The 23,323-nt window shown below is 44.8% G+C and carries 19 protein-coding genes; 3 read left to right on the top strand and 16 right to left on the bottom strand.

Features of this window, described 5'->3' with window-relative positions; genetic code table 11:
• The 14 genes from cysQ to ACXAER_RS17110 all read right to left on the bottom strand — a co-directional run bounded on the left by cysQ (position 1) and on the right by ACXAER_RS17110 (position 17,283).
• Positions 1–792: a 3'(2'),5'-bisphosphate nucleotidase CysQ gene (gene cysQ / locus ACXAER_RS17175; protein ID WP_474831303.1), complete on the bottom strand. Its 792-nt coding sequence runs from the start codon at positions 790–792 to the stop codon at positions 1–3.
• The gene (cysC, locus tag ACXAER_RS17170) at positions 792–1,388 is read right to left on the bottom strand and encodes an adenylyl-sulfate kinase (protein ID WP_474831302.1); all 597 of its coding nucleotides are present in this window, start codon (positions 1,386–1,388) and stop codon (positions 792–794) included. The genes cysQ and cysC overlap by 1 nt, the downstream gene beginning before the upstream one ends.
• Positions 1,388–2,302, bottom strand: a complete 915-nt coding sequence (cysD, locus tag ACXAER_RS17165) for a sulfate adenylyltransferase subunit CysD (protein ID WP_014948797.1) — start codon at positions 2,300–2,302, stop codon at positions 1,388–1,390. The genes cysC and cysD overlap by 1 nt, the downstream gene beginning before the upstream one ends.
• A gap of 254 nt (positions 2,303–2,556) precedes the next feature.
• Positions 2,557–4,062: a sodium/proline symporter PutP gene (putP, locus tag ACXAER_RS17160; protein WP_474831301.1), complete on the bottom strand. Its 1,506-nt coding sequence runs from the start codon at positions 4,060–4,062 to the stop codon at positions 2,557–2,559.
• A 117-nt stretch (positions 4,063–4,179) separates the two neighbouring features.
• A complete protein-coding gene (locus ACXAER_RS17155; RefSeq protein ID WP_474831300.1) occupies positions 4,180–6,141 on the bottom strand; it encodes a GGDEF domain-containing protein in 1,962 nt (653 codons plus the stop codon).
• A 196-nt stretch (positions 6,142–6,337) separates the two neighbouring features.
• Complete coding sequence (locus ACXAER_RS17150; RefSeq protein ID WP_474831299.1) at positions 6,338–7,042, bottom strand: DUF3379 family protein; 705 nt, start codon at positions 7,040–7,042, stop codon at positions 6,338–6,340.
• On the bottom strand, positions 7,035–7,592 hold the full coding sequence (locus tag ACXAER_RS17145; RefSeq protein ID WP_118489846.1) for a sigma-70 family RNA polymerase sigma factor: 558 nt from the start codon (positions 7,590–7,592) through the stop codon (positions 7,035–7,037). The genes ACXAER_RS17150 and ACXAER_RS17145 overlap by 8 nt, the downstream gene beginning before the upstream one ends.
• A gap of 116 nt (positions 7,593–7,708) precedes the next feature.
• Positions 7,709–9,562, bottom strand: coding sequence for a DUF885 domain-containing protein (locus tag ACXAER_RS17140; protein WP_474831298.1), 1,854 nt, complete (start codon positions 9,560–9,562; stop codon positions 7,709–7,711).
• Between the two features lie 204 nt (positions 9,563–9,766).
• Positions 9,767–11,566, bottom strand: a complete 1,800-nt coding sequence (locus ACXAER_RS17135) for a BatD family protein (protein ID WP_474831297.1) — start codon at positions 11,564–11,566, stop codon at positions 9,767–9,769.
• On the bottom strand, positions 11,567–13,618 hold the full coding sequence (locus ACXAER_RS17130) for a vWA domain-containing protein (RefSeq protein ID WP_474831296.1): 2,052 nt from the start codon (positions 13,616–13,618) through the stop codon (positions 11,567–11,569).
• A complete protein-coding gene (locus tag ACXAER_RS17125; protein WP_474831295.1) occupies positions 13,618–14,694 on the bottom strand; it encodes a vWA domain-containing protein in 1,077 nt (358 codons plus the stop codon). Before ACXAER_RS17125 ends, ACXAER_RS17130 begins: the two co-directional genes overlap by 1 nt.
• A complete protein-coding gene (locus ACXAER_RS17120) occupies positions 14,687–15,349 on the bottom strand; it encodes a DUF4381 domain-containing protein (protein WP_474831294.1) in 663 nt (220 codons plus the stop codon). Before ACXAER_RS17120 ends, ACXAER_RS17125 begins: the two co-directional genes overlap by 8 nt.
• On the bottom strand, positions 15,349–16,323 hold the full coding sequence (locus ACXAER_RS17115; protein WP_474831293.1) for a DUF58 domain-containing protein: 975 nt from the start codon (positions 16,321–16,323) through the stop codon (positions 15,349–15,351). The genes ACXAER_RS17120 and ACXAER_RS17115 overlap by 1 nt, the downstream gene beginning before the upstream one ends.
• 3 nt (positions 16,324–16,326) lie before the next feature.
• Positions 16,327–17,283, bottom strand: a complete 957-nt coding sequence (locus tag ACXAER_RS17110) for an AAA family ATPase (protein WP_014948808.1) — start codon at positions 17,281–17,283, stop codon at positions 16,327–16,329.
• 427 nt (positions 17,284–17,710) lie between these two features.
• On the opposite strand from ACXAER_RS17110, the gene fadI reads away from it, so the two are divergent.
• The 3 genes from fadI (at position 17,711) to ACXAER_RS17095 (ending at position 21,588) form a co-directional block, all read left to right on the top strand.
• Entirely contained in the window at positions 17,711–19,021 is a 1,311-nt protein-coding gene (gene fadI / locus ACXAER_RS17105) for an acetyl-CoA C-acyltransferase FadI (RefSeq protein WP_474831292.1), read from the top strand.
• Between the two features lie 19 nt (positions 19,022–19,040).
• Entirely contained in the window at positions 19,041–21,182 is a 2,142-nt protein-coding gene (gene fadJ / locus ACXAER_RS17100) for a fatty acid oxidation complex subunit alpha FadJ (protein ID WP_474831291.1), read from the top strand.
• Between the two features lie 208 nt (positions 21,183–21,390).
• Positions 21,391–21,588: a hypothetical protein gene (locus ACXAER_RS17095; protein WP_014948811.1), complete on the top strand. Its 198-nt coding sequence runs from the start codon at positions 21,391–21,393 to the stop codon at positions 21,586–21,588.
• Between the two features lie 97 nt (positions 21,589–21,685).
• Here the strand turns inward: ACXAER_RS17095 and ACXAER_RS17090 are convergent, their stop codons facing one another.
• Both ACXAER_RS17090 and ACXAER_RS17085 read right to left on the bottom strand, forming a co-directional pair.
• The gene (locus ACXAER_RS17090; protein ID WP_474831290.1) at positions 21,686–21,853 is read right to left on the bottom strand and encodes a hypothetical protein; all 168 of its coding nucleotides are present in this window, start codon (positions 21,851–21,853) and stop codon (positions 21,686–21,688) included.
• A gap of 295 nt (positions 21,854–22,148) precedes the next feature.
• Positions 22,149–23,323, bottom strand: a 1,175-nt coding sequence (locus tag ACXAER_RS17085; protein WP_474831289.1) for a putative bifunctional diguanylate cyclase/phosphodiesterase, incomplete at its 5' end; no start/stop codon positions are given.

Here is a 23,323-nt window from a genome sequence, read left to right as displayed (position 1 = left end):
TTATGCGCTCACAAGGAAAAAGGGGTTTAACACAGACTCTTTTTGGTTGTACGTAAGAGCGTCAGCGTTGTCATCTAATGGATTTTCAGGGTCAAGTACGGTTACGTTTGCTCCTGCCGCTAATGCGACGGCGTGCGCTGCACCTGTATCCCATTCAGATGTTGGGCCTAATCGAGGGTAAAGATGTGCTTCGCCTTCTGCCACTAAGCAAAGCTTCAGTGAACTGCCCATCGCCACAAGCTCGGTTTCACCTTCAAGCTGCGCCAATAAATTCTGAATTTCAGGGCTTTGGTGAGAACGACTACCTACCACTTTCCACACTTGTGCACCATCGTGCTTGCGCGCAGAAATAGCGGTAAATTCGCCATTTACTTCAGTCCACGCACCTTCACCAACAATACCTACGTAGCTTTTGTTTAGTGCTGGCGCGTAAACCACACCCATGGTCGGTTTACCGTTTTCGATAAGTGCAATATTTACCGTAAACTCACCGTTTTTCTTAATAAACTCTTTAGTGCCGTCTAGCGGGTCTACCAGCCAGTATGACGACCACGTTTTGCGCTCTTCCCATGAAATATCTGCTGACTCTTCAGAAAGAATCGGCAGGTCAGATTCAGCTTCAAGGGCTTTAACGATTACGTTATGGGCGGCAAGGTCAGCTTCTGTTAGCGGGCTGGTATCCTGCTTTTCATAAATGGCGAAGTCTTTCTCGTAAATGGCCATTATCTTATCGCCGGCTTCTTTGGCGATAGCTAGCACTTTTTGTGCAAGGGTATTTAAAGGCTGTGTCATTACACCAATCCCTTTTCTTGTAGCAAAGCATACAATCGCTCAGCGGTTTGCTCTGCTGGTTCATCCTGATAGGTTAAGTGTACTTCTGGCGCTTCAGGTGCTTCATAGGCTGAATCAATACCTGTGAAATCCTTAATTTCACCGCTACGTGCTTTCTTGTATAGCCCTTTCGGGTCGCGTTTTTCACACACTTCAAGGGGTGTATCGACAAACACTTCTACAAATTCATCGTCTTCCATTAGGCTACGGCAGTAATCGCGGTCTGCCTTAAACGGAGAGATGAAAGCGGTAAGCACAAGAGTACCTGCGTCGACGAATAGCTTCGCAACTTCACTGATGCGGCGAATATTTTCAACGCGATCTTTGTCGCTAAAGCCTAAGTCGCCGCATAAGCCGTGACGTACGTTGTCGCCATCAAGCAAGTACGTGTGCTTGTTTTGCTCGTGAAGCTTTTTCTCAAGCAAGTTGGCTAATGTTGATTTACCAGAGCCGCTTAAACCCGTAAGCCAAAATACACGGGGCGTTTGACCTAGCTTCTCAGAGCGAGTGGTTTTGTTGACTTCGTGTTTATGCCAAACAACGTTGTCTGTGGCCATTAGAAGTACCCTTCCATTTTCTTCTTCTCCATAGAGCCTGCGCTGTCGTGGTCGATAACTCGGCCCTGGCGTTCAGACGTTTTGGTCAGCAGCATTTCCTGAATAACTTCAGGTAAGGTCGCAGCTTCTGACTCTACCGCACCGGTCAATGGGTAACAGCCAAGGGTACGGAAACGTACAGAGCGCATTTCTGGAACTTCACCTTCTTCAAGCGGCATACGGTCGTCATCAACCATGATAAGCACGCCATCACGCTCTACCACAGGGCGAGGCTTAGAAAGGTACAGTTGAGGGATATCGATATTTTCTAGGTAAATGTATTGCCAGATATCTAGCTCAGTCCAGTTAGACATTGGGAAAACGCGGATGCTTTCGCCTTTGTTAACTTGTGAGTTGTAGATATTCCAAAGTTCTGGGCGCTGGTTCTTAGGGTCCCAGCGGTGGTTGCTGTCGCGGAATGAATAAACACGTTCTTTGGCACGTGATTTTTCCTCGTCGCGTCGAGCGCCACCAAACGCTGCGTCAAACTTATATTTGTTCAGCGCTTGCTTAAGCGCTTGGGTCTTCATGATGTCAGTATGTTTTGCTGAACCGTGGCTAAATGGGCCAACGCCAGCTTCAACACCTTCTTCATTAATGTGAACAAGTAAATCAAAACCGTGCTTCTTAGCTTGTTCGTCACGGAACTTAATCATTTCGCCAAACTTCCACGTGGTGTCTACGTGTAGAAGTGGAAAAGGAATTTTGCCTGGCGCGAACGCTTTACGGGCAAGGTGAAGCAGCACTGAAGAGTCTTTTCCTACAGAGTAAAGCATTACTGGGTTTTCAAACTCAGCAGCGACCTCACGGAAAATTTGAATACTCTCGGCTTCGAGTTGTTTCAAATGCGTTACAGACGGGATACTAGCAGTCATTTTGAAGTCCGAATTTTATGTTATATACAAAAAAGTTATATGTGGGTTATTTTTCTGCATAGAACGATAACATATTTAAATTTAAAAGTAGTATGCGATTTTGCTATTTAAAATAGCTATCTTATTCCAATAAATAAAACTGTCATGCAATTGAAGCATAAGCTACTTTTTTCAAGGGCTATGAAAAGAAAAAAGCCCTGTTTAGAAAACTAAGCAGGGCCTTACTTTTAGTCTTATTGACGATTTATTTTTTATTACTTTTCATTAAGCTTGGTTTGGAAAGCATCGAACGTATCGACCACGCCTTCTCTTGGTGTACCTGATTTACTCAAAATCATTATGGTTAAGCTCGACAAAATGAACCCGGGTACAATTTCGTACATCCACGCACCAAGCTTTTGGCCTCCGATTTCTATCGGAAGATAAATCCATAGAAGTACAGTCACAGCACCAACTATCATGCCTCCCAATGCCGCGCGGCGGGTCATTTCACGTTTAAATAAGCTAAACAGTACTAGCGGGCCAAATGCTGCACCAAAGCCAGCCCATGCGTTACTCACTAAGGTCAATATCGTGCTGTCTCTATCATAAGCCAGGTAGATAGCCACGAGTGCGACGGCTACAACGCTTACACGACCCGCTATTACTAACTCACCATCAGATGCATCTCTGCGAAGGAAGGCTTGATAAAAGTCGCTGGTAAGTGAACTAGACGTTACTAGTAGCTGAGACGAAATGGTACTCATGATAGCCGCTAGGATCGCAGCGAGTAAGAAGCCTCCAATAAGCGGATGGAATAAAATTTGAGAAAGGTAGATAAATACTGTTTCTGGGTCAATGTCATTGCCGTTACCGGTAATATAAGCCAACCCAAATAAACCCGTCATTAGCGCGCCGATGATAGAAACAATCATCCAACTCATGCCGATGTTTCTAGCGGTAGGAATATCTTTTACCGAACGGATAGCCATGAAACGAACGATAATATGTGGTTGGCCAAAGTAGCCTAAACCCCATGACATTAATGAAACAATACCAATTACGCTTAGTGCTTCATTAGTAGAGGCGTCCATAAATGCATCAAATAAAGCAGGATTAATGGTATCTAGTGCGTCAATTGAAGCCCCAATGCCGCCAAGCTCACTGATGACCACAGCAGGTACCATAATGAGTGATACGAACATTATGCAGCCTTGAACGAAATCGGTCATGCTCACTGCCATAAATCCACCTACGAGGGTGTAGGCAACGACAACACCGGCAGTAACGTATAAGCCGGTCTCATAAGTTAAGCCAAAGGATGTTTCAAAAAGCTTTCCACCAGCGACAACACCAGAAGAGGTATACAGCGTGAAGAAGACAACGATAACCACAGAAGCTATAACGCGCAATAAACGCGAGTTATCGGCAAAACGGTTCTCAAAATAGTCGGGGAGGGTAATGGAGTTGTTAGCCACTTCGGTGTAAACGCGAAGGCGCGGAGCGACCAACATATAATTTGCGAGCGCACCTAGAACCAATCCAACGGCAATCCAGCCTGCAGATAAGCCCGATACGTACATGGCACCAGGTAAACCCATGAGCATCCAGCCACTCATATCTGATGCGCCTGCTGAAAGTGCGGTTACAGCGGGGCCTAATTGGCGGCCGCCAAGCATATAGCCTTCTACGTTGGTGTCTGTTTGCCGATAGGCAAATAGGCCTATTCCCAACATTACAATAAAATACAAACCCAACGAGATTATCGTGCCAGTAGCCATATAAATTCCCTATGTTTTTTATTTCATGCTAACACCTATGACTTAGAGTCTCTACGTCAGTCGGCGACCTTGCTTGTTTTATATACGACTACAGGTAAATAAAGTTTGGCAAATTTTTTAATACGCGAAAGATTCTACTCGCGCGCGCCCGGATCTTTTTGCTTTGTAGAGAAGCTCATCACAGGCTTTAATCATAGTATCCAAATTGGTTTCTCCTCGGACATTCAGCAGCCCCGAAGAAAAGCTAACTGAAAAGTTCTTATTGGTATGCGTCCAGTTTTTTTGGTGAGAAAGCGCCACATTTAACTCATCGAGTATGCGCTTGGCCGATTGTTCATCGGAGTCAGAAAAGTAGATCAAAAATTCTTCTCCACCATATCGGCAAAGCTTATCTGATTTTCTAATTCTATTTTGGATGATTCGGGTGAGCGTAGTTAACACTTCGTCGCCTACTGTGTGACCATATCTATCGTTAATTTTTTTAAAGTTATCAACATCAAGCAGGGCTATGCATGATGTATTGTCGCCTTTAAGTGACTTCTTAAGGCTATTCAACATCGCGCGACGGGTGAGGGCACCGGTGAGTGAGTCTCGCTCTGCGAGTAAATCACTTTGCCGTTTAGAAATCCAAAGCCACAAAGCGAGTATGAGAAGAATAGTGACAATAAGCGCAAAAATGGTGGTTTTCATTGCCTCTTTATCGGTGGATAGCCCTTCCTTTTCGTCTCGCAGGGCGTTAATTTCTTTTTGGCGATAATGAGCTAGCTCGATGTCCTTAGCGATACTGTTTGAAAAATTAGACGAAGAAAACTGAAATTGCTCAGTGTTCTTTTCGAAGAGAAGTTGGTTGTACGCTTTTGAATGCTCGTAGGCTTTTTCGTAATTGCCTGCAGTATCATAGATTCTTGTAAGTTCGAGTTCTTTACGTAAAAGAAACCTGCTCTTAAATTCGGTTGAAGATACGTTTTCAAGTACCGAATTTTCGTAATTCTTAACTGCCAAAGCGAGTTGCTTTTCGTTATTTTCAACAATGGCTTTATAAGACTGATAAAGGGAAACAAGTTCTTTTAAATCAGTTTCAAACCGAAGGGCGCTTATAGCATCTATCTCACTTACAATAGAGCGTATTTGACTATCATGAGTTACCCGAAATCCCATAATGAGTACTCTTAATTTTTGATACAGAATTGCAAACATGTCGGCTTTTGAATTTCTGTTTTCTACAAACTCAATAGCTTTTTCCGAGATGAATAAAGCTTCCTCGTATTTAGCTTGAAGTAGCAAGGCATCAATCGCTGTATAATATGCCCACGCTACAATATCGTCACGTTGAGTGCTCTCTTTTACTATCTTCATAGAGTGAAAATAAGCTCGACTTGGTACGGATAACTCAGTAAAAGCGATGCGAAGCCATTCATGGGCAGTATCGCTATCTAATGCATTTTCCAAAGTAAGCGTAGACGAGCGGGCGGGTAGATGGGGGAGTGCGTACTCTAATTCATTGATTGCCTGAATGGGGTTAGCTAGCGTAAGTTCCATTGACAGCCACACACTAGCTATTGCGGTTGCTGATTTGCTACCTGTTTCCAAAACTTCACGCTTTAAGCGTTTAAGCGAAGGCACTGTAACATTGATTCGCAGTGACGAACGGTCAAAGTCGTTAACTGCTCTGGCATAGATATAATACGCCCTTGCGGCAGCGTACAAATCTGTATTGAGCGACTTTAGCTCGTTCCAATGGTTCTCAAGCAAAGGTGACTTAACGTATATTGGAACTCGAGGGCCTTCCGTTTCGTTAGCTGTCCCCGTAGCCAATAAATGTCTAAAGATGATGCCTTCACTACTATCATCAGATTGAATTTGTAAGTCTTCGATTTTGGCTTCTATCTGGTCATTATCAATATCAGATTGATAATTCCAGTTATAGATAGTTACTGCTGCTAACCGACTATAAGCATCTAGCTTTTTAAGCCTTAACTTTTCAGAATTGTTGTCTAACTGTGCATGAAGCGAGTGACTGAAGAAAATGATGAAAAGTAGACAAAACTTCCCCCTTGTAAAACGACACCAAGCGGCCATTGAATTTGCTACCTCTATACTGCGGATAAGCTGAAATGTTTGCTGAAAATTAAAACGGTTGTTTTAATCCTAAAGTATAAGTTTTATTGAACGTATTTTCACCTTAAATTTAGGTAAAAAAAAATCGGCCACAGTGGGCCGATGAAGGGAAGTGCATAAATTCAGCACTTTTTTGGAACAATGAGCAAGCTTTTTTCTAGGCCGAAAATTGAATCCTTTCAGAGACTGCTTTTTTCATTTCACTTAAGTCAGCGTCTTTGTCGCCCACAATCATGACATTGGCGTGTCTCATTTTGATGCTTTCGCCGTGGTATTGGTCGTCAGAAAATTCGCTAGGTACGGTGATGTCACCGCGTTCAGGCACAACAAATACCGACATTTTCCCTTGTGGCGTATCAAGGATAAGGTGCAGGCTTCTCACTGTACTTAAGTGACAATAGTTCACCACTTCAACACCATCAAGCATCTCACTAAAGCTACCGCCAAAGCTGGCTAGTTTTGCATTTACCATATTCAAATCAGCTGGAAGTAGCGAATGCGCAGTTTCCATTTCGGCATACTGCATATGCGCTAGCGCTTGACCACCAATACTAAGCGGTTGGTGGTACCACATGGTAAGTCCGATACCTATAGTGAAAGCAACAGATGCGGCCATCGCCAAATACCAACGACTTCTGCGTTTGTAGCGATTGAACTCGTCAGTCGACTGTTGCCAAATGAGCTTGCTAGCAAGGTCTTCTGGCACATCGACTTTTAAAGCTTGCTTTAATTGCTTATCTAACTGCTTTTGTTCATTCCAGAAATTGCGTTTGCTTTCATCCGCTTTCGCTGCTTCTACAACATCACTGTCAGTCGTTTCTGGATCGGCGTAGATTCGACGCCTAAATTCTAACTCATCCATTTATACGACCTCTCTGTTCATTTTGTTTCTCTAATGCCTCTTTCAGCTGGTTTCTCGCTCTAAATAAACGCGTCATTACTGTGTTTTTATTAAGCCCTAACTGGTTGGCAATCTCTTCACCACTGAACCCGAAAATCAATTGAAGGATTAACGGTTCGCGGTATTCCACACTAAGCCCACCTAACAGTCGCTGAAGCTCTCTGTCTTTCAGGTCGCCGTCTGCATGTTGGGTGTCATCTTGTATATGACAATCGTCAATATCTACCGTGTCGAATTGCTTGCGCTCGAACCTGCGGGCATTCTCACGACGAAGAATGGTTATTAACCATGACTTTGCCGCCTTTTCATCATTTAGGGCGTCTAACGATCGCCACGCACGTAGAAACGTTTCCTGTACAACATCTTCAGCAATGCTCTGGTCTTTAATAAGCCAGAATGCATAGCGGTAAATGTCGGCGTGGAATGCCTTTACCAGTGCTTCATATCTTTGGTGTTTTGCTTTCATACCCGATAAGACCTGACCACTGTCGGATTTATTTCGCCCAAACATAAAAAAATCCAAAAACTTAAAGAATTTTCACTATGGCACAAAAAACGCGCCATTTCGTTAGCCGAAAGGCGCGTTTTTATTTTAATTCCAGTGATCAGAGCACCTATTAAGGAATGCTAAGCACCTTTTTGAGTGGCTATCCAAGCGTTGATGTTTTCTTCTAGTATAGAAAGTGGTACTGGACCGTATTTTAGCACCTCGTCATGGAAGCCTTTCCAGTCAAACTTGTCACCAAGTTCAGCTTGAGCATGCGCTCTAAGCTCCATGATTTTTAGTTTGCCAATCATATAGGCGGTAGCCTGACCTGGCATAGCTATGTAGCGCTCAATGGCTTTTTGCGCGTCATACTCAGGGTTTGGCGTATTTTCAATGAGGTAATCTACAGCCTCTTCACGGGTCCACTTCTTCGCATGAATACCCGTATCCACAACAAGACGACATGCGCGCCATAGTTCCATGGCTAGACGGCCGAAATCAGAATAAGGGTCTTCATAAAAGCCCATGTCTTTGGCAAGTTCTTCGGTATATAGACCCCAGCCTTCTGTGTACGCAGTAAAGCTCAAGAACTTTTGGAATTGTGGTACACCATCAAGCTCTTGCGCAATGGCACGCTGCATGTGGTGACCTGGAATGCCTTCGTGATATGCCAGCGCCTCTAGCTGATACGTCGGCATCGCTTTCATATCATAAAGGTTTGCATAGTAAATACCTGGGCGGCTGCCGTCTTGCGCTGGACTTTGATAGAACGCTTTGCCTGCAGACTGTTCTCGGAATGCTTCGACGCGTTTAACGATCATTGGCGCTTCTGGAAGAATTCCAAAATATTCAGGGATAGCTTCTCGCATGTCATCTATGGCGGTTTTCGCCATATCAAGGTATTGCTGTCTGCCTTCATCTGTTGAAGGTAAATAGAATTGTTCGTCTTCACGCATGAAAACAAAAAACTCTTGTAGCGTACCCTCAAATTTCACCTGTTTCATAATGTCGCGCATGGCGTTGTGTATGCGCTCTACATTGTCTAGGCCAATTTGATGGACTTCTTCAGCGGTAAGGTCCGTAGTAGTAAACCAGTTAAGGCGATTTTGATACCACTTGTCGCCGTTAGGTAAGCGCCATACACCATCGCCTTCAGGGGTTACTTCACGCTGGTGGGCGAGTTCCTCAATAAACTTTTCGTACGATGGCATGACCGATGTCACCAAAGCGGCCTTTGCTTCACCTAGCAGCGTGGTTTTTTCAGCTTCGGTAATATCAAGGTTGTTTACCTTGTTTTGAAAGTCTTCCCAGATCGTCGACGGTGTTTCGCTTGAATCAAATGGTGCGCCGGTAATCACGTTTTTCGACGCATCAATCATTTGGTCATAAGCCCATGCCGGTGGGAATACGCCGGCTTTTTCACGAACTTTCATCTGTTCGATGACTTGGTCAAAGTAGGTGCGTACATTGTCTAAACGACCAATATATGCCTGGGCATCTTCTTTGCTTTTCACGCTGTGAATATTAATAAGAAAGCTAGGTACCTGTGTATGCGCAGCGCGGAACTGATGCACAATGTAGCGGTGGTGTCTAAATTCGTCGTTAGCCAAGTCACGTTCAATGCCAAGCTTATACAGGCGCAAGCTTAACTTTTCTTGCTCGCTTAACTTGCTGGTGTCGAAACTATTAAGCTTCTCTAAACGGTTTTTGGCGATAGCAACACGGGCATCGGCTTCCTCATCACTGATGTCGTCCCACTTGTCGTAATCCCACTTTTTACCGAGGTAACTCTGGAATAGGGGAGAGCGCTTAAGATCTTCTTCGAAAGTACGCTCAAAAAACGCATTAAGGCGTTCAGACTCAGACTGTCCAGCAGGCTGTTCGGTTTTAATCGGTTCTGGCGCTGTTTGCGCGGTTTCACTTGCGGGCGAGCAAGCCGTTAATGTGGTAACTGCCAACGCAATTGGCGTTAGCTTTAGTAGTGTTTTCTTCATTCTATTCCCCGTCGCGTTTAATTAATTATTTTTATAGGCTACAAGCGGTTCGGATTTTTGAGCCTCTCAAAGGGCATTAAAGACCGAGACTTGTGCTGAATATTAACTACAGATAATGCTTTCAAGACCCTTGCGGCTGTCGTTCAGCTCTATGCAAGGGCTTTAATTACGCAGGTTTCCATGTATTAGCAAATGAAATGCGTTTTATGAAGCAGGATACAAGTTAGATAGCGTGTGGCTATTCTTTGCACCTGTTTGTTTCCATTCGCTGCGAGCGCGCTTTATTTCCTCGGTAAGTTTTTCTAACGTCTTAGATACTTGTTCCGATTGAGCACGTTTATCAGTTTGACTAGCCGAGAAGCGCAGTGCGTAAAGCTCATTCACAGCGGTGTTAACTCCTTCAAACTGTGAAAGTTGCGCTTTCCCGGCAGTTAGTGCGTTTATCCATTGCTTAAGAGCAAGTGTAACTGAGCTGGTATCTTTTGCTTTTATCACTGCCATCAGTTTTTGATATTGGGCTTTCTCATCAAATTCCGCTGTAGGAATTAGGCGCTGTTTAGGGCCATGAGCATTTCCGATGAACTGAGCTTGTTTAAGTTTTCTATAGGTAAATAGCCACCCGGTAAGCGCGACCAGCAAAAGTGCAAGTAGTACACTGCTCACAATCCAATCAAACTGCGTTTTTTCACTAGTACTAGCGTTATCGGCATTGCTATTAGACGGTTTGCTTTCCTTACCCGAATCGACGTCGGGCTTAATTGTTGCTGACGGTAAATCACTTTGTGCGTCGTTTACCGCCGCAGTACTTGTCGATGTGGCACTGGCGTTTTTCTGGTTGTTGCTGCCAGTCGCCGGTACTACCGTAATTGAGCGAGCAGGAATTGTGGCATACTCAGTCTTTTGAGTAAGCGTATTAAACCAAGGAATAGTAATTTCAGGTAAAACAAAGTCGCCTGGCTGTGTTGGAATAATTGCCAAAGACGTTTGGCGCTGTGAAATCAAGCTCTGGTCTTTTTCAACAGTCGTTGTATTTGATTGATCAGGATATAACTTAAAGTTCGGCGGATAAAACTCAGGAATATCAGGAAGCTGTTCTTCTACTACGCCCAATGCGGTTAGCGTAACTATGCGTGTTACCGGTTCGCCCGCGACAAAGTTATCCCCTTGCGGCCACTCTTCGTCAACGCGAACCATTTCAGAAGGCAGCCAAGGATAGTCAATTCCTTGAGGGATAGGCTTAATGTTTACCGTAATGTCAGGACCAACACGATTAATTTGCTGGGTACGATTAAAGAAGCCAAAACGCTGGTTAGTATTAGCCGCCATAACTTCACCGGTAAAGATGGGGCCCCTTAGTGTGAACTCTCCTGAAGCTTGAGGGACAACAGCAAATTGACGCTCAATAATCTGATACCGTCTGCCGTTTACTATATCGGTATACTGTTTATCTTCACCTAGCTGAGTAATTTCCGCATTTTGCATTTCTGGTGCTTGCAAGCTGCCCCGCTCAATATTGCTAGAGAGAAAAAGCTTAACAGTGTACAGCAGTTGTTGGTTTAAATAGGCCTCGTTCACGTCGATATCTGTAGTAACAAAATAGTCGCGGGCCACATTGCTTTGTTCTTGAACAGGAATAACTTCAACTTGAATAGGCTTTGTTGATTTCCCTTCAATAGCTAATGAAGGAATTGTGAACGTACCTTCTTTACGAGGGAATAACGTGGTGGTCCAAACTGTAGTGCGTTTGGTGTCAAAATTGACGATAGACGTTTGGCTACTTACCGATGTCCTGCCCACTACAAAATCTTTCAATAGGGGAGAACTGTCAAATGCATCTCTGTCGGCGCTTCCATCTGCCGTAATGGTTAAACGAATAGCTTCATCTAGCATAACCGGATTGCGGTCAATGGTTGCTTCAACTGAATTTACATCGGCATGAGCAGCCGCGCTAATAAGTAGGGTTAGTAAAAAAATTATTCCTGTAGATTGTAATAAGGCTCTCATCTACCAATCACTCCGGTTTGAAGGCATACGTTGACGCTGACGTTTTTGTGCTTCTAATTGCATTTTTCGTTTTAGTAAGAATGCTGGGTCGTCTGGCACGCGACGCATTAAACCTTCCATTCGCTGTAGTTCTTCTTTTTCTGCATCGGTAAGCTCGGCTTCTTGACCTTGCATTGCCTGCGCTTCCCGCTGTGCTTCTTGTTCGTTTTCTCGCGCTTGCGCACTAGCTTGCTGAGTGTTTTCTTGCTGTGCTTTATTACCTTGCTCAGACTGTTCTTGTTCCGCATTTTGCTGCTGAGAGTCTGATGACTCGTTTTGATTATTCATCTCAGTATCATCAGGCTGCGCCGAGTTATCTCCGCCATTTTGTTGTTCGTCATCAGAGCGCTGCTCTTGGTTTTGGTCAGACTGTTGTCCTTCAGTATTGTTTTGCTGGCCATTCTGATCATTCGAACCCTCCTGATTGTTCTGCTCTCCTGATTGCTGCTGGTCACTATCTTGCGAGTCACTTTGTTCGCCATCGTTACCATTTTCGCCCTGGTTTTGGCCCTGGTCTTGTTGTTGCTGCTGTTTCAGTAAATCCTCAACAACCTTTTTATTGGTTTTCGCATCTTCAAAATCAGGTGATTCGTTTAAAGCCTGCTCGTATTTCTCGATCGCTTCTTCAAGCTTTCCGAGTTTGGCCAATGCATTGCCCTGATTGTAAAGGCTTTCAGCGCCCGGAATATATTTATAAGCATTTAAAGCACCTTCATAGTCACCTGATTTAAAAAGGGATGATGCTTTCCACGCTTCGCTATTGAACTGGCTAACGGCGTCTTTGTATTTACCTCTTTGATATTTATTCAAAGCTTCCTGATCATCATTCATAAATGGTTTTTGCCACCATGCAAGCGGTTCAGGTATATTTTCCGTTGGTGGCGCAGACTCTTTCGCTATTTTCGTGCTTGGAATAGATTGAACGCCTTGAGGTGAGCTAATACTTTGCGCTGCATGGGCGTCTTTTACTATTGAAGGGCTTAGTAGGCCAACTAATACAATGAATACTAAGCCGCGCTTGAATGCAAAGGCGGCAAATGGAAGAAGTATAAGCAGCAAGTAAGGGCCAACTTCTTTCCACTGGTCTCCTTGTAAATTACTCTCTTCTTCGTTCTCTTCGCTGTCGCCTTTATCTAGCAGCGATACCGCAGCGAGAGCATCAATGTCACTGTCGTTAGAAGTAAAGGATTCAAAGCGACCACCACTTGTTTTCACTACACCTTCCACCGCGCTTTCATTTAGCTTGGGTATAACGATGCTGCCGGTGAAGTCTTTTAAGAGCTCGCCACTTTGCTGACGAATAGGCGCGCCTTCAGACGTTCCAACGGTAAGTGCATTTACCGTAAAAGGAATAGAGGCTACATATTCTTGAAGTTCTTGTTGTTGTTCTAACTCTATACCATCAGTAATCCAGTAGATCATGCCTGAGTTATATCCGGCATTCGTGAGAAGCTCTGACGCACTCTCTATACCTAGGAGAGGATCGCTGCCTGGCACGGGCATAATTTCCGGTGACAGGCTAGGGATTAGGGTTGTGATATTTCCTGCGTCTTCGGTTAAAGGGCTAATGACAAACGCATCGCCAGCGTAAGCAACCAAGCCCATTTCACCTTCACCAATAGCGTTGACTAGGTCTATCGCTTTATATTTAGCGCGAGTTAGCCTGTCTGGCGTCATATCGGTAGCACGCATTGAAAGCGACATATCTATGACTATAACGTGTCCCATTTTCAACTGGTAAACCGGCTGCGGCAGGCGCTCCCAGGTTGGGCCAGCAAGTGCTATCACACTTATAATCCACACAAAAGCAAGCATCCACATTGGGGGTTTTGCGCCCATTTCGTTTTTTCCAATCACCATGTATTGATATAGATGAGAAGGGATCACAGATTGCCAGCCAGATTGCTTAGCCGTGTTTTTTCTAATTAAAAACACAAGCAGCATCAAGGGAGCGAGCGCGATAAACCATTCGGGGCGTAAAAAATGAAATTGGTTTAAGAAGTCGAATTCCATTACTTCGTCTCCCTATTTGTTTGTGCTGCTCGTATTGAATCAACTGAATTCGGGTGTTGCTGGGACGAGTTAATTCGTCTTTGTGCGAACCAACGAAATGTTGATAAAAGCACCGTCAAGAATGCCCATAGTGCTGACAGTAATATCGCCGCACCAAGGGGGTAGTAAAACAGTGCGCTCAATGGACGCATCTTGCGCGTTTCACCTTCAATAGGCTCAAGCGCGTCAAGTTGTTGATAAATAGCCTGAAGTTCCTGGGCATTTCGAGCCCTAAAATATTGGCCGCCAGTGCTAGTCGCAATGTCTGTCAACATGCCTTCATCAAGTTCTTGCGACGGGTTTATTTGTCGACTACCAAAAAAGCTTTGGATCAGCATTTTATCTGCGCCCACACCAATAGTGTAAACCTTCACACCCTTACTAATTGCCAACTCTTTCGCCTGCTCGGGTGTAATATTCCCTGCAGTATTTTGCCCATCGGTAAGAAGAATTAATACGTTATTAGACTCTTCCCGTTCGTCAAAGCGCTTCACCGCTAAACCTATCGCATCGCCAATGGCCGTCTGTTCGCCAACCAACCCAATGACAGCTTCACTCAGAAGTGTAGAAACGGTGTCTCTGTCATACGTAAGCGGCGCTTGAACGTACGCTGTATCGGCAAATAAGATAAGGCCAATTCTGTCGCCAACGCGACGCTGAATAAAGTCATAAACCACCGACTTAGTCATGGTTAAACGGTTAACTTGTCGGCCATTTAGCTGCATGTCATCTATCTTCATACTGCCAGACAAATCCACCGCTAACATCATTTCTCGACCTTCGTTCGGGATGCTGACAGGCTCTCCTAACCATTGAGGGCGCGCGGCAGCCATTACTAGCAGCAGCCATATCAAGCTACTTACCACTAGCGGAATTTTGGTTTGTTTCAATTGGGTTTGCTCTGACACATCACCAGGTCGCAAATTAGGAACCCGCAGTGCAGCCATGGGTATGTCTTGTGCCTTCTTAGAAAGCAGGCGAACGATAATAGGTAAAGGGAGTACAAAAAAGACCCACCACCAAGCAAAATTAAGCATGATGCGGCTCCTTGGCTTGTTTATCATGAGGGCTGCCATCGTTTAGACCGCCATCATTCACACCGCCGTAAGCCCCCTTGTTTTTTGGCAGTTTGGCTTTTGAAAGCCAGTGTTTTACTGCCCCCTTGCAGGTTTCAAAATCACTAGGGTTGGGGGGGGCTTGATAAACATTGCTTACTAACAAACCTAAATCACTTTCAAGTTTGCTATCACTAACTTTCAATGCAGAGGTTAAGAACGCTTGCCACTGTTTACCGTATAACCCAGCTACTTGCTGAGTTGGGTAATAACTCATCGCCGTTCGTTTTAGAATTGAGTTTAACGTCACGGGCCAATTGTTTTGTTGTGCCGAAATCGATTCAAGTAAGGCTAAAGCTTGCTTGCGCGCCTTGTTGTGACGTATGTGAGCAGTGATAGCTTTATATAAGCAAAATAGGGCAAGTAAAAGTACTGCGATAGCGACCCACCACCCCCAATCTAATGGCCAAATGTTGACCTCTGTAGGTACATGTATATCGCGCAGTTGAGCTAGTGGGTCTTGCTGCTGAGGGGGCACTGGTATTTGATTTGCCGGCGGCATCGATTGAGCAGCTGATCTTGTGTAACTAGATAAAAAGTTTGATAAAAAATGGGTTGAAAAAATACTGCTTTGCATTAATTAAGCTCCAACCTTTGTTCTTGTTGCATACTTTGAAGCTGTTCGTCTAGGGGAAGACCCGCTGAAACACTGAATCGAGCGATATTGTTTTTGCGCAAGGTGCTATAAATCGCGCTGTTGTGTTCGTTGCGCCATTTTTGATAGTGCTGTTGCTCGGTATTGTCGCCTAACACCCAACGCTGTCGGCTTCGACCATCAGAAACGCTGACGGTTTGTAATGAACTGGTATGTGGCAAAGCGTGTTCTATTGGATCGTTAATTACGATGGCTCTCACTTCACAGTGTCGTGTTAAGTGACTCAAGTGTTGAATAGCTTGGCTACTTAAATGCTGAAAGTCTGATACCAGATAAACCAAGCTCCCAGGTCTTGCTAATCGTCTTGCCCTAGCGCACGCATCAGCAAACGCTTGTTCGTCTTTGACTTTGTCCGGCTTAGATTGCGCGCTCTGTTCGTGCAATGCCATAAGTTCATGGCACACGTGCAACACGGCTTTTTTGCGAGTTAGTGGTTTAATTTCTTTGTGCTGTTGCTGATTAAATACCAGTGCACCAACTTTATCGCCACGAGCGGCAGCAGACCAGCTTATTAATGAAGATACATGCGCGGCTTGCACCGCTTTAGTAAGCAGCTGCGTGCCAAATGCCATTGAAGGTAGGTAGTCACAGAATAGAAAAACCGGGCGCTCTCGCTCTTCCCGATACACTTTAGTGTGAGTTTTACCCGTGCGCGCAGTAACGCGCCAATCGATAGCGCGAATATCATCACCGGGCTGATAATGCCGGGCCTCATCAAACTCCATGCCTCGGCCTTTGTGCTTGGTGAGATAACTCCCAGCAAGTTTAGCTTGTGGCATACGTTTAGGCGCTAAGCTAAACAGCTTAGCCAACTGTTGATAGCGAAGTAGCTCCGCGGTAGACAGAGACACCCCGTTACTTTGCAGCTTGTCTAGCTGCGCTTGTACATTCACCATAGCTTAAGGGACTGCGACAGTTGCAACAATCTTATCAAGTACGTCGTTAATCGTTACGCCTTCAGCCTCGGCTTGATATGACAGAATAATACGGTGGCGAAGCACGTTGTGAACCACAGCTTGAATATCATCAGGACCAACAAAGTCTCTGCCGCTAAGCCATGCGTGAGCGCGTGCACAGCGATCTAGACTGATGGTTGCTCGAGGGCTTGTTCCCATCGCTATCCACTGGCCTAATTCCGCGTCAAAATTTGCAGGCTGACGTGTGGCCATAATCAATTGAACTAAATACTGTTCTAACTCAGGCGCCATATACAAAGACAAGGCTTCTTTACGCGACGTAAAAATATCGTCTTGAGTTAGCGTTGGTGGCGTAACAGGCGGTTCTGAGAGGGCTTCACCTCGCGTTAAACGCAATATCTCTAATTCTGTCTCGGCGCCAGGATAATCGATGTCCACGTGCATTAAGAATCGGTCTAGCTGTGCTTCAGGTAGTGGATAAGTTCCTTCCTGTTCTAGCGGGTTTTGCGTTGCCATTACTAAAAATAGCGGAGGAAGAGGGTAGGTTTTACTGCCTACCGTAATTTGACGTTCGGCCATGGCTTCGAGCAGGGCCGACTGCACTTTTGCAGGTGCACGGTTGATTTCGTCGGCTAACACTAAGTTATGAAAAAGCGGCCCTTTTTGAAAAACAAACTCACCGGTTTCTGGGCGGTATATGTCTGTACCAGTTAAGTCGGCAGGCAAAAGATCAGGGGTAAATTGCACGCGATGGAAGTCTCCGTCAATACCATTAGCAAGTGCATTGATTGCGCGTGTTTTTGCAAGCCCTGGAGGACCTTCTACCAGAAGGTGGCCGTCGGCCAAAAGAGCGATAAGAAGGCTTTTGGTTAACGCATGCTGACCAATAATCTGTTGGTCTAAATAAGCGTGTAACTGTTGAAATTGCGCTGCTGCCATAATGCAAAATTTCCGTTTGAGTTCTCGTTATCAGGAAGTGTCATCGGAACGATAGATTTATAAATCTCTTATAAAGTGATCGCTTAGCTAAAAAGTAAATTACATATTAATTAGATAGCTTTAGCCCGTCACAATGACACAAAACAGACTTTCATTTCCATATAAGGTTCATTCTATCTTTCTTCAAGTCGTCAAACAGTAATAAAAATGCGATATGTGGTTGGATGCAAAGCAAGCTTTATAAATTTCGATAGCATAAAACGGTCAAAATTTATAACCAGGGTAAACTTTAGTTTCATTTATGTTGCCCTTAACCCTGCATTATTTGCTATTTTGTTCATTGTTTGTAAAAATCGGGTTTATTACAGGTCAGACCACTTTGGGGCAATAAGCTCAAACGGAAGTCGGTCATTAATTTAGGTGCATTATGGCAACAAAACAATCAGTTACTACCCGAGAGGGTGATCGCATCGCCATTGTCGCGGGGTTGCGTACTCCGTTTGCGAAAATGGCTACATATTTCCACGGTGTTCCGGCTGTTGATCTAGGTAAAATGGTCGTAAACGAACTTCTCGTTCGCCATGGTGTTCAAAAAGAATGGGTTGACCAGGTTGTCTACGGTCAAGTAGTACAAATGCCTGAAGCGCCAAACATTGCGCGCGAAATCGTGCTTGGCACGGGCATGAATATTCATACCGACGCTTACAGCGTATCTCGTGCATGTGCCACAAGCTTCCAGTCAACGGTTAACATCGCTGAAAGCATGATGGCTGGTACGGTCCAGGTAGGCATTGCTGGTGGTGCTGATTCAACGTCGGTATCACCTATTGGGGTTTCTAAGAATCTTGCGCGTGCGCTGGTTGATTTACAGAAAACCAAGACCCTTGGCCAAAAGCTAAACATCTTCAAGCGTTTAAGCTTAAAAGACCTAGCGCCTGTTCCTCCTGCGGTAGCAGAGTACTCAACAGGTCTGTCGATGGGACAAACGGCAGAGCAAATGGCGAAAACACATCAAATTTCTCGTGAAGAGCAAGACAAGCTTGCACATCGCTCGCACAGCCTAGCCGCTGAGAGCTGGGAAGCAGGTAAACTGTCTAGCGAAGTAATGACTGCTTACGCAGAACCGTACAAAGGCGCTCTTGAGCGCGACAACAACGTGCGTTTCGATTCAAAGCTTGAAGGCTACGCGAAACTACGCCCTGTATTTGATAAAAAGTACGGCTCTGTTACGGCCGCGAACGCAACACCGCTAACAGATGGTGCGTCTGCAGTAATTATGATGACGGAAAGCCGAGCGAAAGAGCTAGGCTACACGCCGTTGGGCTATATCAAGAGCTACGCGTTTTCGGCAATTGATGTTTGGGAAGACATGTTAATGGGACCGTCGTACGCGACACCTATTGCGCTAGACCGCGCAGGCATGACCCTAAACGACTTAACGCTAATTGAAATGCACGAAGCGTTCGCAGCGCAAACCTTGGCAAACGTTAAAATGTTTGCAAGTGACAAGTTCGCCAAAGAGAAACTCGGCCGCGACAAAGCGACCGGCGAAATTGACATGGACAAGTTCAACGTGATGGGTAGTTCAATTGCTTATGGTCACCCGTTTGCCGCAACCGGTACTCGTATGATTACGCAAATGCTTAACGAACTAAATCGCCGTGGAGGTGGTACAGGCCTATTGACCGCATGTGCTGCGGGTGGTCTTGGTGCCGCAATGATCGTGGAGACAGAATAATATGAGTCAGGAACAAGAAATGACAAATGAAGTTCAGCCAACATCAGGCGCATTTACGTTAACCAAGCAAGATAATGGCGTTGCTATTCTTAGCATGGACGTACCTGGCGAGAGCATGAACACGCTTAAAGCTGAGTTTGGCGATGAGATATCTGCCATGCTCGACGATATTGAACGCGACAGCAGCATCAAAGGTGTGGTGTTAACAAGCGGCAAGCCAAGCTCATTCGTAGCAGGTGCCGATATCACCATGCTAGCGGCGTGTAAAACCGCTGAAGACGCCACAACGATTGCGGCTGGCGGCCAAGCTATTTTCGATAGAATCGAGAACATGAAGGCTACCTTTGTAGCGGCTATTCACGGCCCAGCGTTAGGCGGTGGTTTAGAGCTAGCATTAGCGTGTCACTACCGTGTATGTACCGATTCACCTAGCACTCAGGTAGGTCTACCGGAAGTGCAGCTTGGCTTATTACCGGGCAGCGGCGGTACGCAGCGTCTTCCTCGCCTAATTGGTATTCAGCAAGCCATGAAAATGATGCTTACTGGCTCACCTGCACGCGCCAAGCAAGCCAAAAAATACGGCATTGTAGATGAAGTCGTGCCGCATAGCGTGCTTTTGAAAGTGGCAGAGCAGTTTGCCCTTAAACGCAAGCCTGAACGTGAAGCACCGCAAAAAAGCGCGATGGACAAAGTGTTAGAAAAAACAGGCCCAGGCCGTAACATGATGTTTAAAAAAGCGCGTGAAGCGACGTTTGCCAAAACCAAAGGTAATTATCCAGCGCCGGGTTACATTATTGATGTAATTGAAACGGGCATGAACGAAGGAATGAAAGCCGGCCTTAAAGCCGAAGCTGAGGCTTTTGGTAAGCTTGTAATGACGCCTGAATCTTTCCAATTACGTCAGATTTTCTTTGCTACCACAGAAATGAAGAAAGAAAATGGCGTTGAAGGTGTTAAACCTGAAAAGATGAAGAAAGTTGGCGTACTTGGCGGTGGCTTAATGGGTGGTGGTATCGCCTATGTAACGTCGACCAAAGCCGGTGTACCAGTGCGTATTAAAGACGTGCGTGCTGAAGGCATAGCCAATGCAATGAAATATAGCTATGACATCTTAAACAAAAAGGTGAAGAAGCGTTTCATGCGTAACAGCGAAATGCAGAAGCAGTTAGCGCTTCTTACCGGTACGCTTGATTACAGCGGCTACCAAGATGCTGATATCGTGGTTGAAGCGGTTTTCGAAGATCTAGACCTTAAGCAAAAAATGGTGGCGGATATTGAAGAGAACTGTAAAGAAAGCACGATCTTCGCATCTAATACTTCGTCTATTCCAATTACACAAATTGCAGCGAAAGCGGCACGTCCTGAAAACGTGATTGGTCTGCATTACTTCTCTCCAGTAGACAAAATGCCTTTGGCCGAAGTAATTGCTCACGATAGAACGTCTGACCAAGTCATTTCATCTACGGTTGAATTTGCTAAAAAGCAAGGCAAAACACCGGTTGTTGTTAAAGACGGTGCGGGTTTCTACGTAAACCGTATTTTGGCACCTTACATGAATGAAGCGGCAAACCTTATTCTTGACGGTGAGCCTATTGAGCACATCGATAAATCATTAGTTAAGTTCGGTTTCCCTGTAGGTCCTGTGAAACTACTTGATGAAGTGGGCATTGACGTTGGCACCAAGATCATCCCATTTCTTGTAGAGGCATTCGGCGAGCGCTTCACTGCGCCAAGTGCTTTCGATAAAGTACTTGCAGACGGCAGAAAGGGTAAGAAAAACCAAAAAGGGTTTTATTCTTATGAAGGCAAAAAACCAGGTAAAGAAGTGGATGAATCAATCTACGAATTACTTGGGCTATCGCCTTCAGCCAAACTAAGCGAAAAAGAAGTTGCTGAACGCTGTGTATTAATGATGCTTAATGAAGCAGCGCGCTGTTTAGACGAAGGCGTTATCCGTAATGCCCGCGACGGCGACATTGGCGCTATCTTCGGTATTGGTTTCCCTCCATTCTTAGGCGGCCCATTCCGCTATATGGATACATTAGGTATTAAGCACCTAGTTGCTCGTTTAAATCATTACGCTACCGCGGTGGGTGATAAGTTCGCACCTGCCGATGTGTTAGTGAAAATGGCAGAAAACGATCAAAAGTTTTATAGCTAAGTTTATATAATGTTAAAAAACCGGGCTTTGCCCGGTTTTTTTATGTCTAATGGATATTTTTGCTGGTTTATTGTTCTATTTTGGGTAGAATTCCTGCGGTTAAAAAATGAACGTGTCAAATTGTTGGCGTCAATTATCAGTAAGTTAAATTGAATAATTGATGGGGATAAGTAAACCCACGTAACTAGGTCAAATAGGCGGAGGCAGTGTGATTTCACTCGTAGTATTAAGCGTTATCTTTTCTCTATATTTTTATGTAGAAGCGTTTAAATGGGGAATGAGCGCTAAAAAGTGGGCGATAGCGGGTTTTGTGTTAGGCCCAATCTTACTACCCATGTTTTCTATCTCTCGCCATATACATTGGCGAAATGCAGTTGGGTTCAATAACCTTTATATTTCTGCGTAGGGTTAGCGATTACGCTTAATAGACCTATCCTATTATCTCCAGATATAAAAAAAGAGAGTATCCACTCTCTTTTTTTGAAAATCGTTTTAGCTTCAAATTATAAGCCTACGCCACCATTACTACCACCTGTCTTAGGTCTGATGTACTCTGGCTGAGAAGTGGTCTCTTTTTGTGACTCAGGAGCCTGTTGAGCGCCTTCTTGCTTGTCGGCAGCAACTGGGGTAGCGGTAGAAAGTACTAGTGCAACTGCGTACTCTTTTAACATGTTAATTTCCTCTGATTTTTTGAACGAACAAACAAAGCCGATTTTTATATTTGTTATCGGCATCTTAGACTTTGCTAGTTACGTGCCAATATGGAGAAATGGTTATTATATTCAACAAAATCAATACCATATGATTTTTGGGAGGGGTGGCAATAAAGTCTAGAAGCATTGGTGTCATTATAATGACACTAAAGTCTAATATACGAAGGTTGTAGTGGAAGTATATTGCCTTAGTTTGCCGTTAAAGAGGTGTTTTTGGGGAAAGAACATGCCCCCTTAAAGATAGGGCGCAGTTTTAAAATTGCCCGTTACCTATAAGTGTGTGCAACTTTTGATTTTCGGTAAGCAGTTTCTCAAAGCGTTCTGCGTTCAATGGGCGACTGTATAGGAAGCCCTGTAACATCTCGCAGTCGTAACGACGCAGTATGTCTAGTTGAGATTCTTCTTCTACACCTTCGGCTACCACTTTAAGACCTAAATTGTGGGCAATATTAATAATGGCCGCAGCCATATGTCTGTCTACACTGCTCTTAGCAATGTCATCAATAAAGGCCTTGTCTATCTTTAAGGTGTTAAGCGGGAAACGTTTTAAATACGCCAGCGACGAATAGCCGGTGCCAAAATCGTCCAGCGCCAGGTGAATACCGCGCTCGCGTAGTCGAGTCATCATTTGAAGGCCGTTTTCAGGGCTTTCCATTAGCGTGCCTTCGGTAATTTCACACTCAAGATGCAGTGGTGACAGACCAACATCGCTTAATATTTTATTTATCCTGTCGTCTAAATCAGGCAGTTCAAACTGTTTAGCAGAAATATTCACGGCAACACGGCCGCTAAACAAACCTTGCTTCACCCAGCGTTTAGTATCGGCACAGGCCTTGCGAAGCACCTGCTCGCCAATCTCAATAATTTGACCTGTCTGCTCTGCTAACGGAATAAACTGCCCTGGGCTTACTATGCCTTTCTGCGGGTGTTCAAAACGCACCAAGGCTTCCATACTGACTAACTTACCAGAGGCTATATCGACTTTAGGCTGGTAGTATACAGTGAACAGGTCGTCCTTAATGCCTTGACGGATCAAGTTTTCAATTTGCAGCTGCCTAACCGCGTTTTGATTCATCTCACCACTAAAGAACTGATAGCTGTTGCCGCCGTTATTTTTCGCAAAATACATGGCTGTATCCGCGTTTTTAAGCATTTCTTGGGGTGACTCACCGTCATCAGGGTAAAAGGCAATACCAATACTCGCGCCCAGCACAAACTCTTGTTTATTGATAATAAAGGGGCGTGATAAGGTATCTAACAAGCTTTGTGCATAATGGGTCACTGTATGAATATCGGCGTTATCTTCCATTAAAATACTGAACTCATCGCCGCCTAGTCGATAACAAGTGGCACTTTTGCCTGTAATACGCTGTAGCCGTTTAGCAATTTGCTTAATTAGAATATCGCCAGTTTGGTGGCCCAGCGAGT

This window comes from Alteromonas sp. AWJ4_199, from assembly GCF_056159165.1.
This window is presented reverse-complemented; position numbering and strand designations above follow the sequence as displayed.

Excerpts from the sequence above, each read along its gene's own strand:
- ACXAER_RS17150 (WP_474831299.1), bottom strand. The coding sequence starts at position 7,042 with ATGGATGAGTTAGAATTTAGGCGTCGAATCTACGCCGATCCAGAAACG.
- ACXAER_RS17130 (WP_474831296.1), bottom strand. The coding sequence starts at position 13,618 with ATGGAATTCGACTTCTTAAACCAATTTCATTTTTTACGCCCCGAATGG.
- fadJ (WP_474831291.1), top strand. The coding sequence starts at position 19,041 with ATGACAAATGAAGTTCAGCCAACATCAGGCGCATTTACGTTAACCAAG.
- ACXAER_RS17110 (WP_014948808.1), bottom strand. The coding sequence starts at position 17,283 with ATGGCAGCAGCGCAATTTCAACAGTTACACGCTTATTTAGACCAACAG.
- ACXAER_RS17140 (WP_474831298.1), bottom strand. The coding sequence starts at position 9,562 with ATGAAGAAAACACTACTAAAGCTAACGCCAATTGCGTTGGCAGTTACC.
- ACXAER_RS17120 (WP_474831294.1), bottom strand. The coding sequence starts at position 15,349 with ATGCAAAGCAGTATTTTTTCAACCCATTTTTTATCAAACTTTTTATCT.
- putP (WP_474831301.1), bottom strand. The coding sequence starts at position 4,062 with ATGGCTACTGGCACGATAATCTCGTTGGGTTTGTATTTTATTGTAATG.
- ACXAER_RS17135 (WP_474831297.1), bottom strand. The coding sequence starts at position 11,566 with ATGAGAGCCTTATTACAATCTACAGGAATAATTTTTTTACTAACCCTA.
- cysQ (WP_474831303.1), bottom strand. The coding sequence starts at position 792 with ATGACACAGCCTTTAAATACCCTTGCACAAAAAGTGCTAGCTATCGCC.
- cysD (WP_014948797.1), bottom strand. The coding sequence starts at position 2,302 with ATGACTGCTAGTATCCCGTCTGTAACGCATTTGAAACAACTCGAAGCC.
- ACXAER_RS17155 (WP_474831300.1), bottom strand. The coding sequence starts at position 6,141 with ATGGCCGCTTGGTGTCGTTTTACAAGGGGGAAGTTTTGTCTACTTTTC.
- ACXAER_RS17145 (WP_118489846.1), bottom strand. The coding sequence starts at position 7,592 with ATGTTTGGGCGAAATAAATCCGACAGTGGTCAGGTCTTATCGGGTATG.
- ACXAER_RS17125 (WP_474831295.1), bottom strand. The coding sequence starts at position 14,694 with ATGCTTAATTTTGCTTGGTGGTGGGTCTTTTTTGTACTCCCTTTACCT.
- ACXAER_RS17115 (WP_474831293.1), bottom strand. The coding sequence starts at position 16,323 with ATGGTGAATGTACAAGCGCAGCTAGACAAGCTGCAAAGTAACGGGGTG.
- cysC (WP_474831302.1), bottom strand. The coding sequence starts at position 1,388 with ATGGCCACAGACAACGTTGTTTGGCATAAACACGAAGTCAACAAAACC.
- fadI (WP_474831292.1), top strand. The coding sequence starts at position 17,711 with ATGGCAACAAAACAATCAGTTACTACCCGAGAGGGTGATCGCATCGCC.
- ACXAER_RS17090 (WP_474831290.1), bottom strand. The coding sequence starts at position 21,853 with ATGTTAAAAGAGTACGCAGTTGCACTAGTACTTTCTACCGCTACCCCA.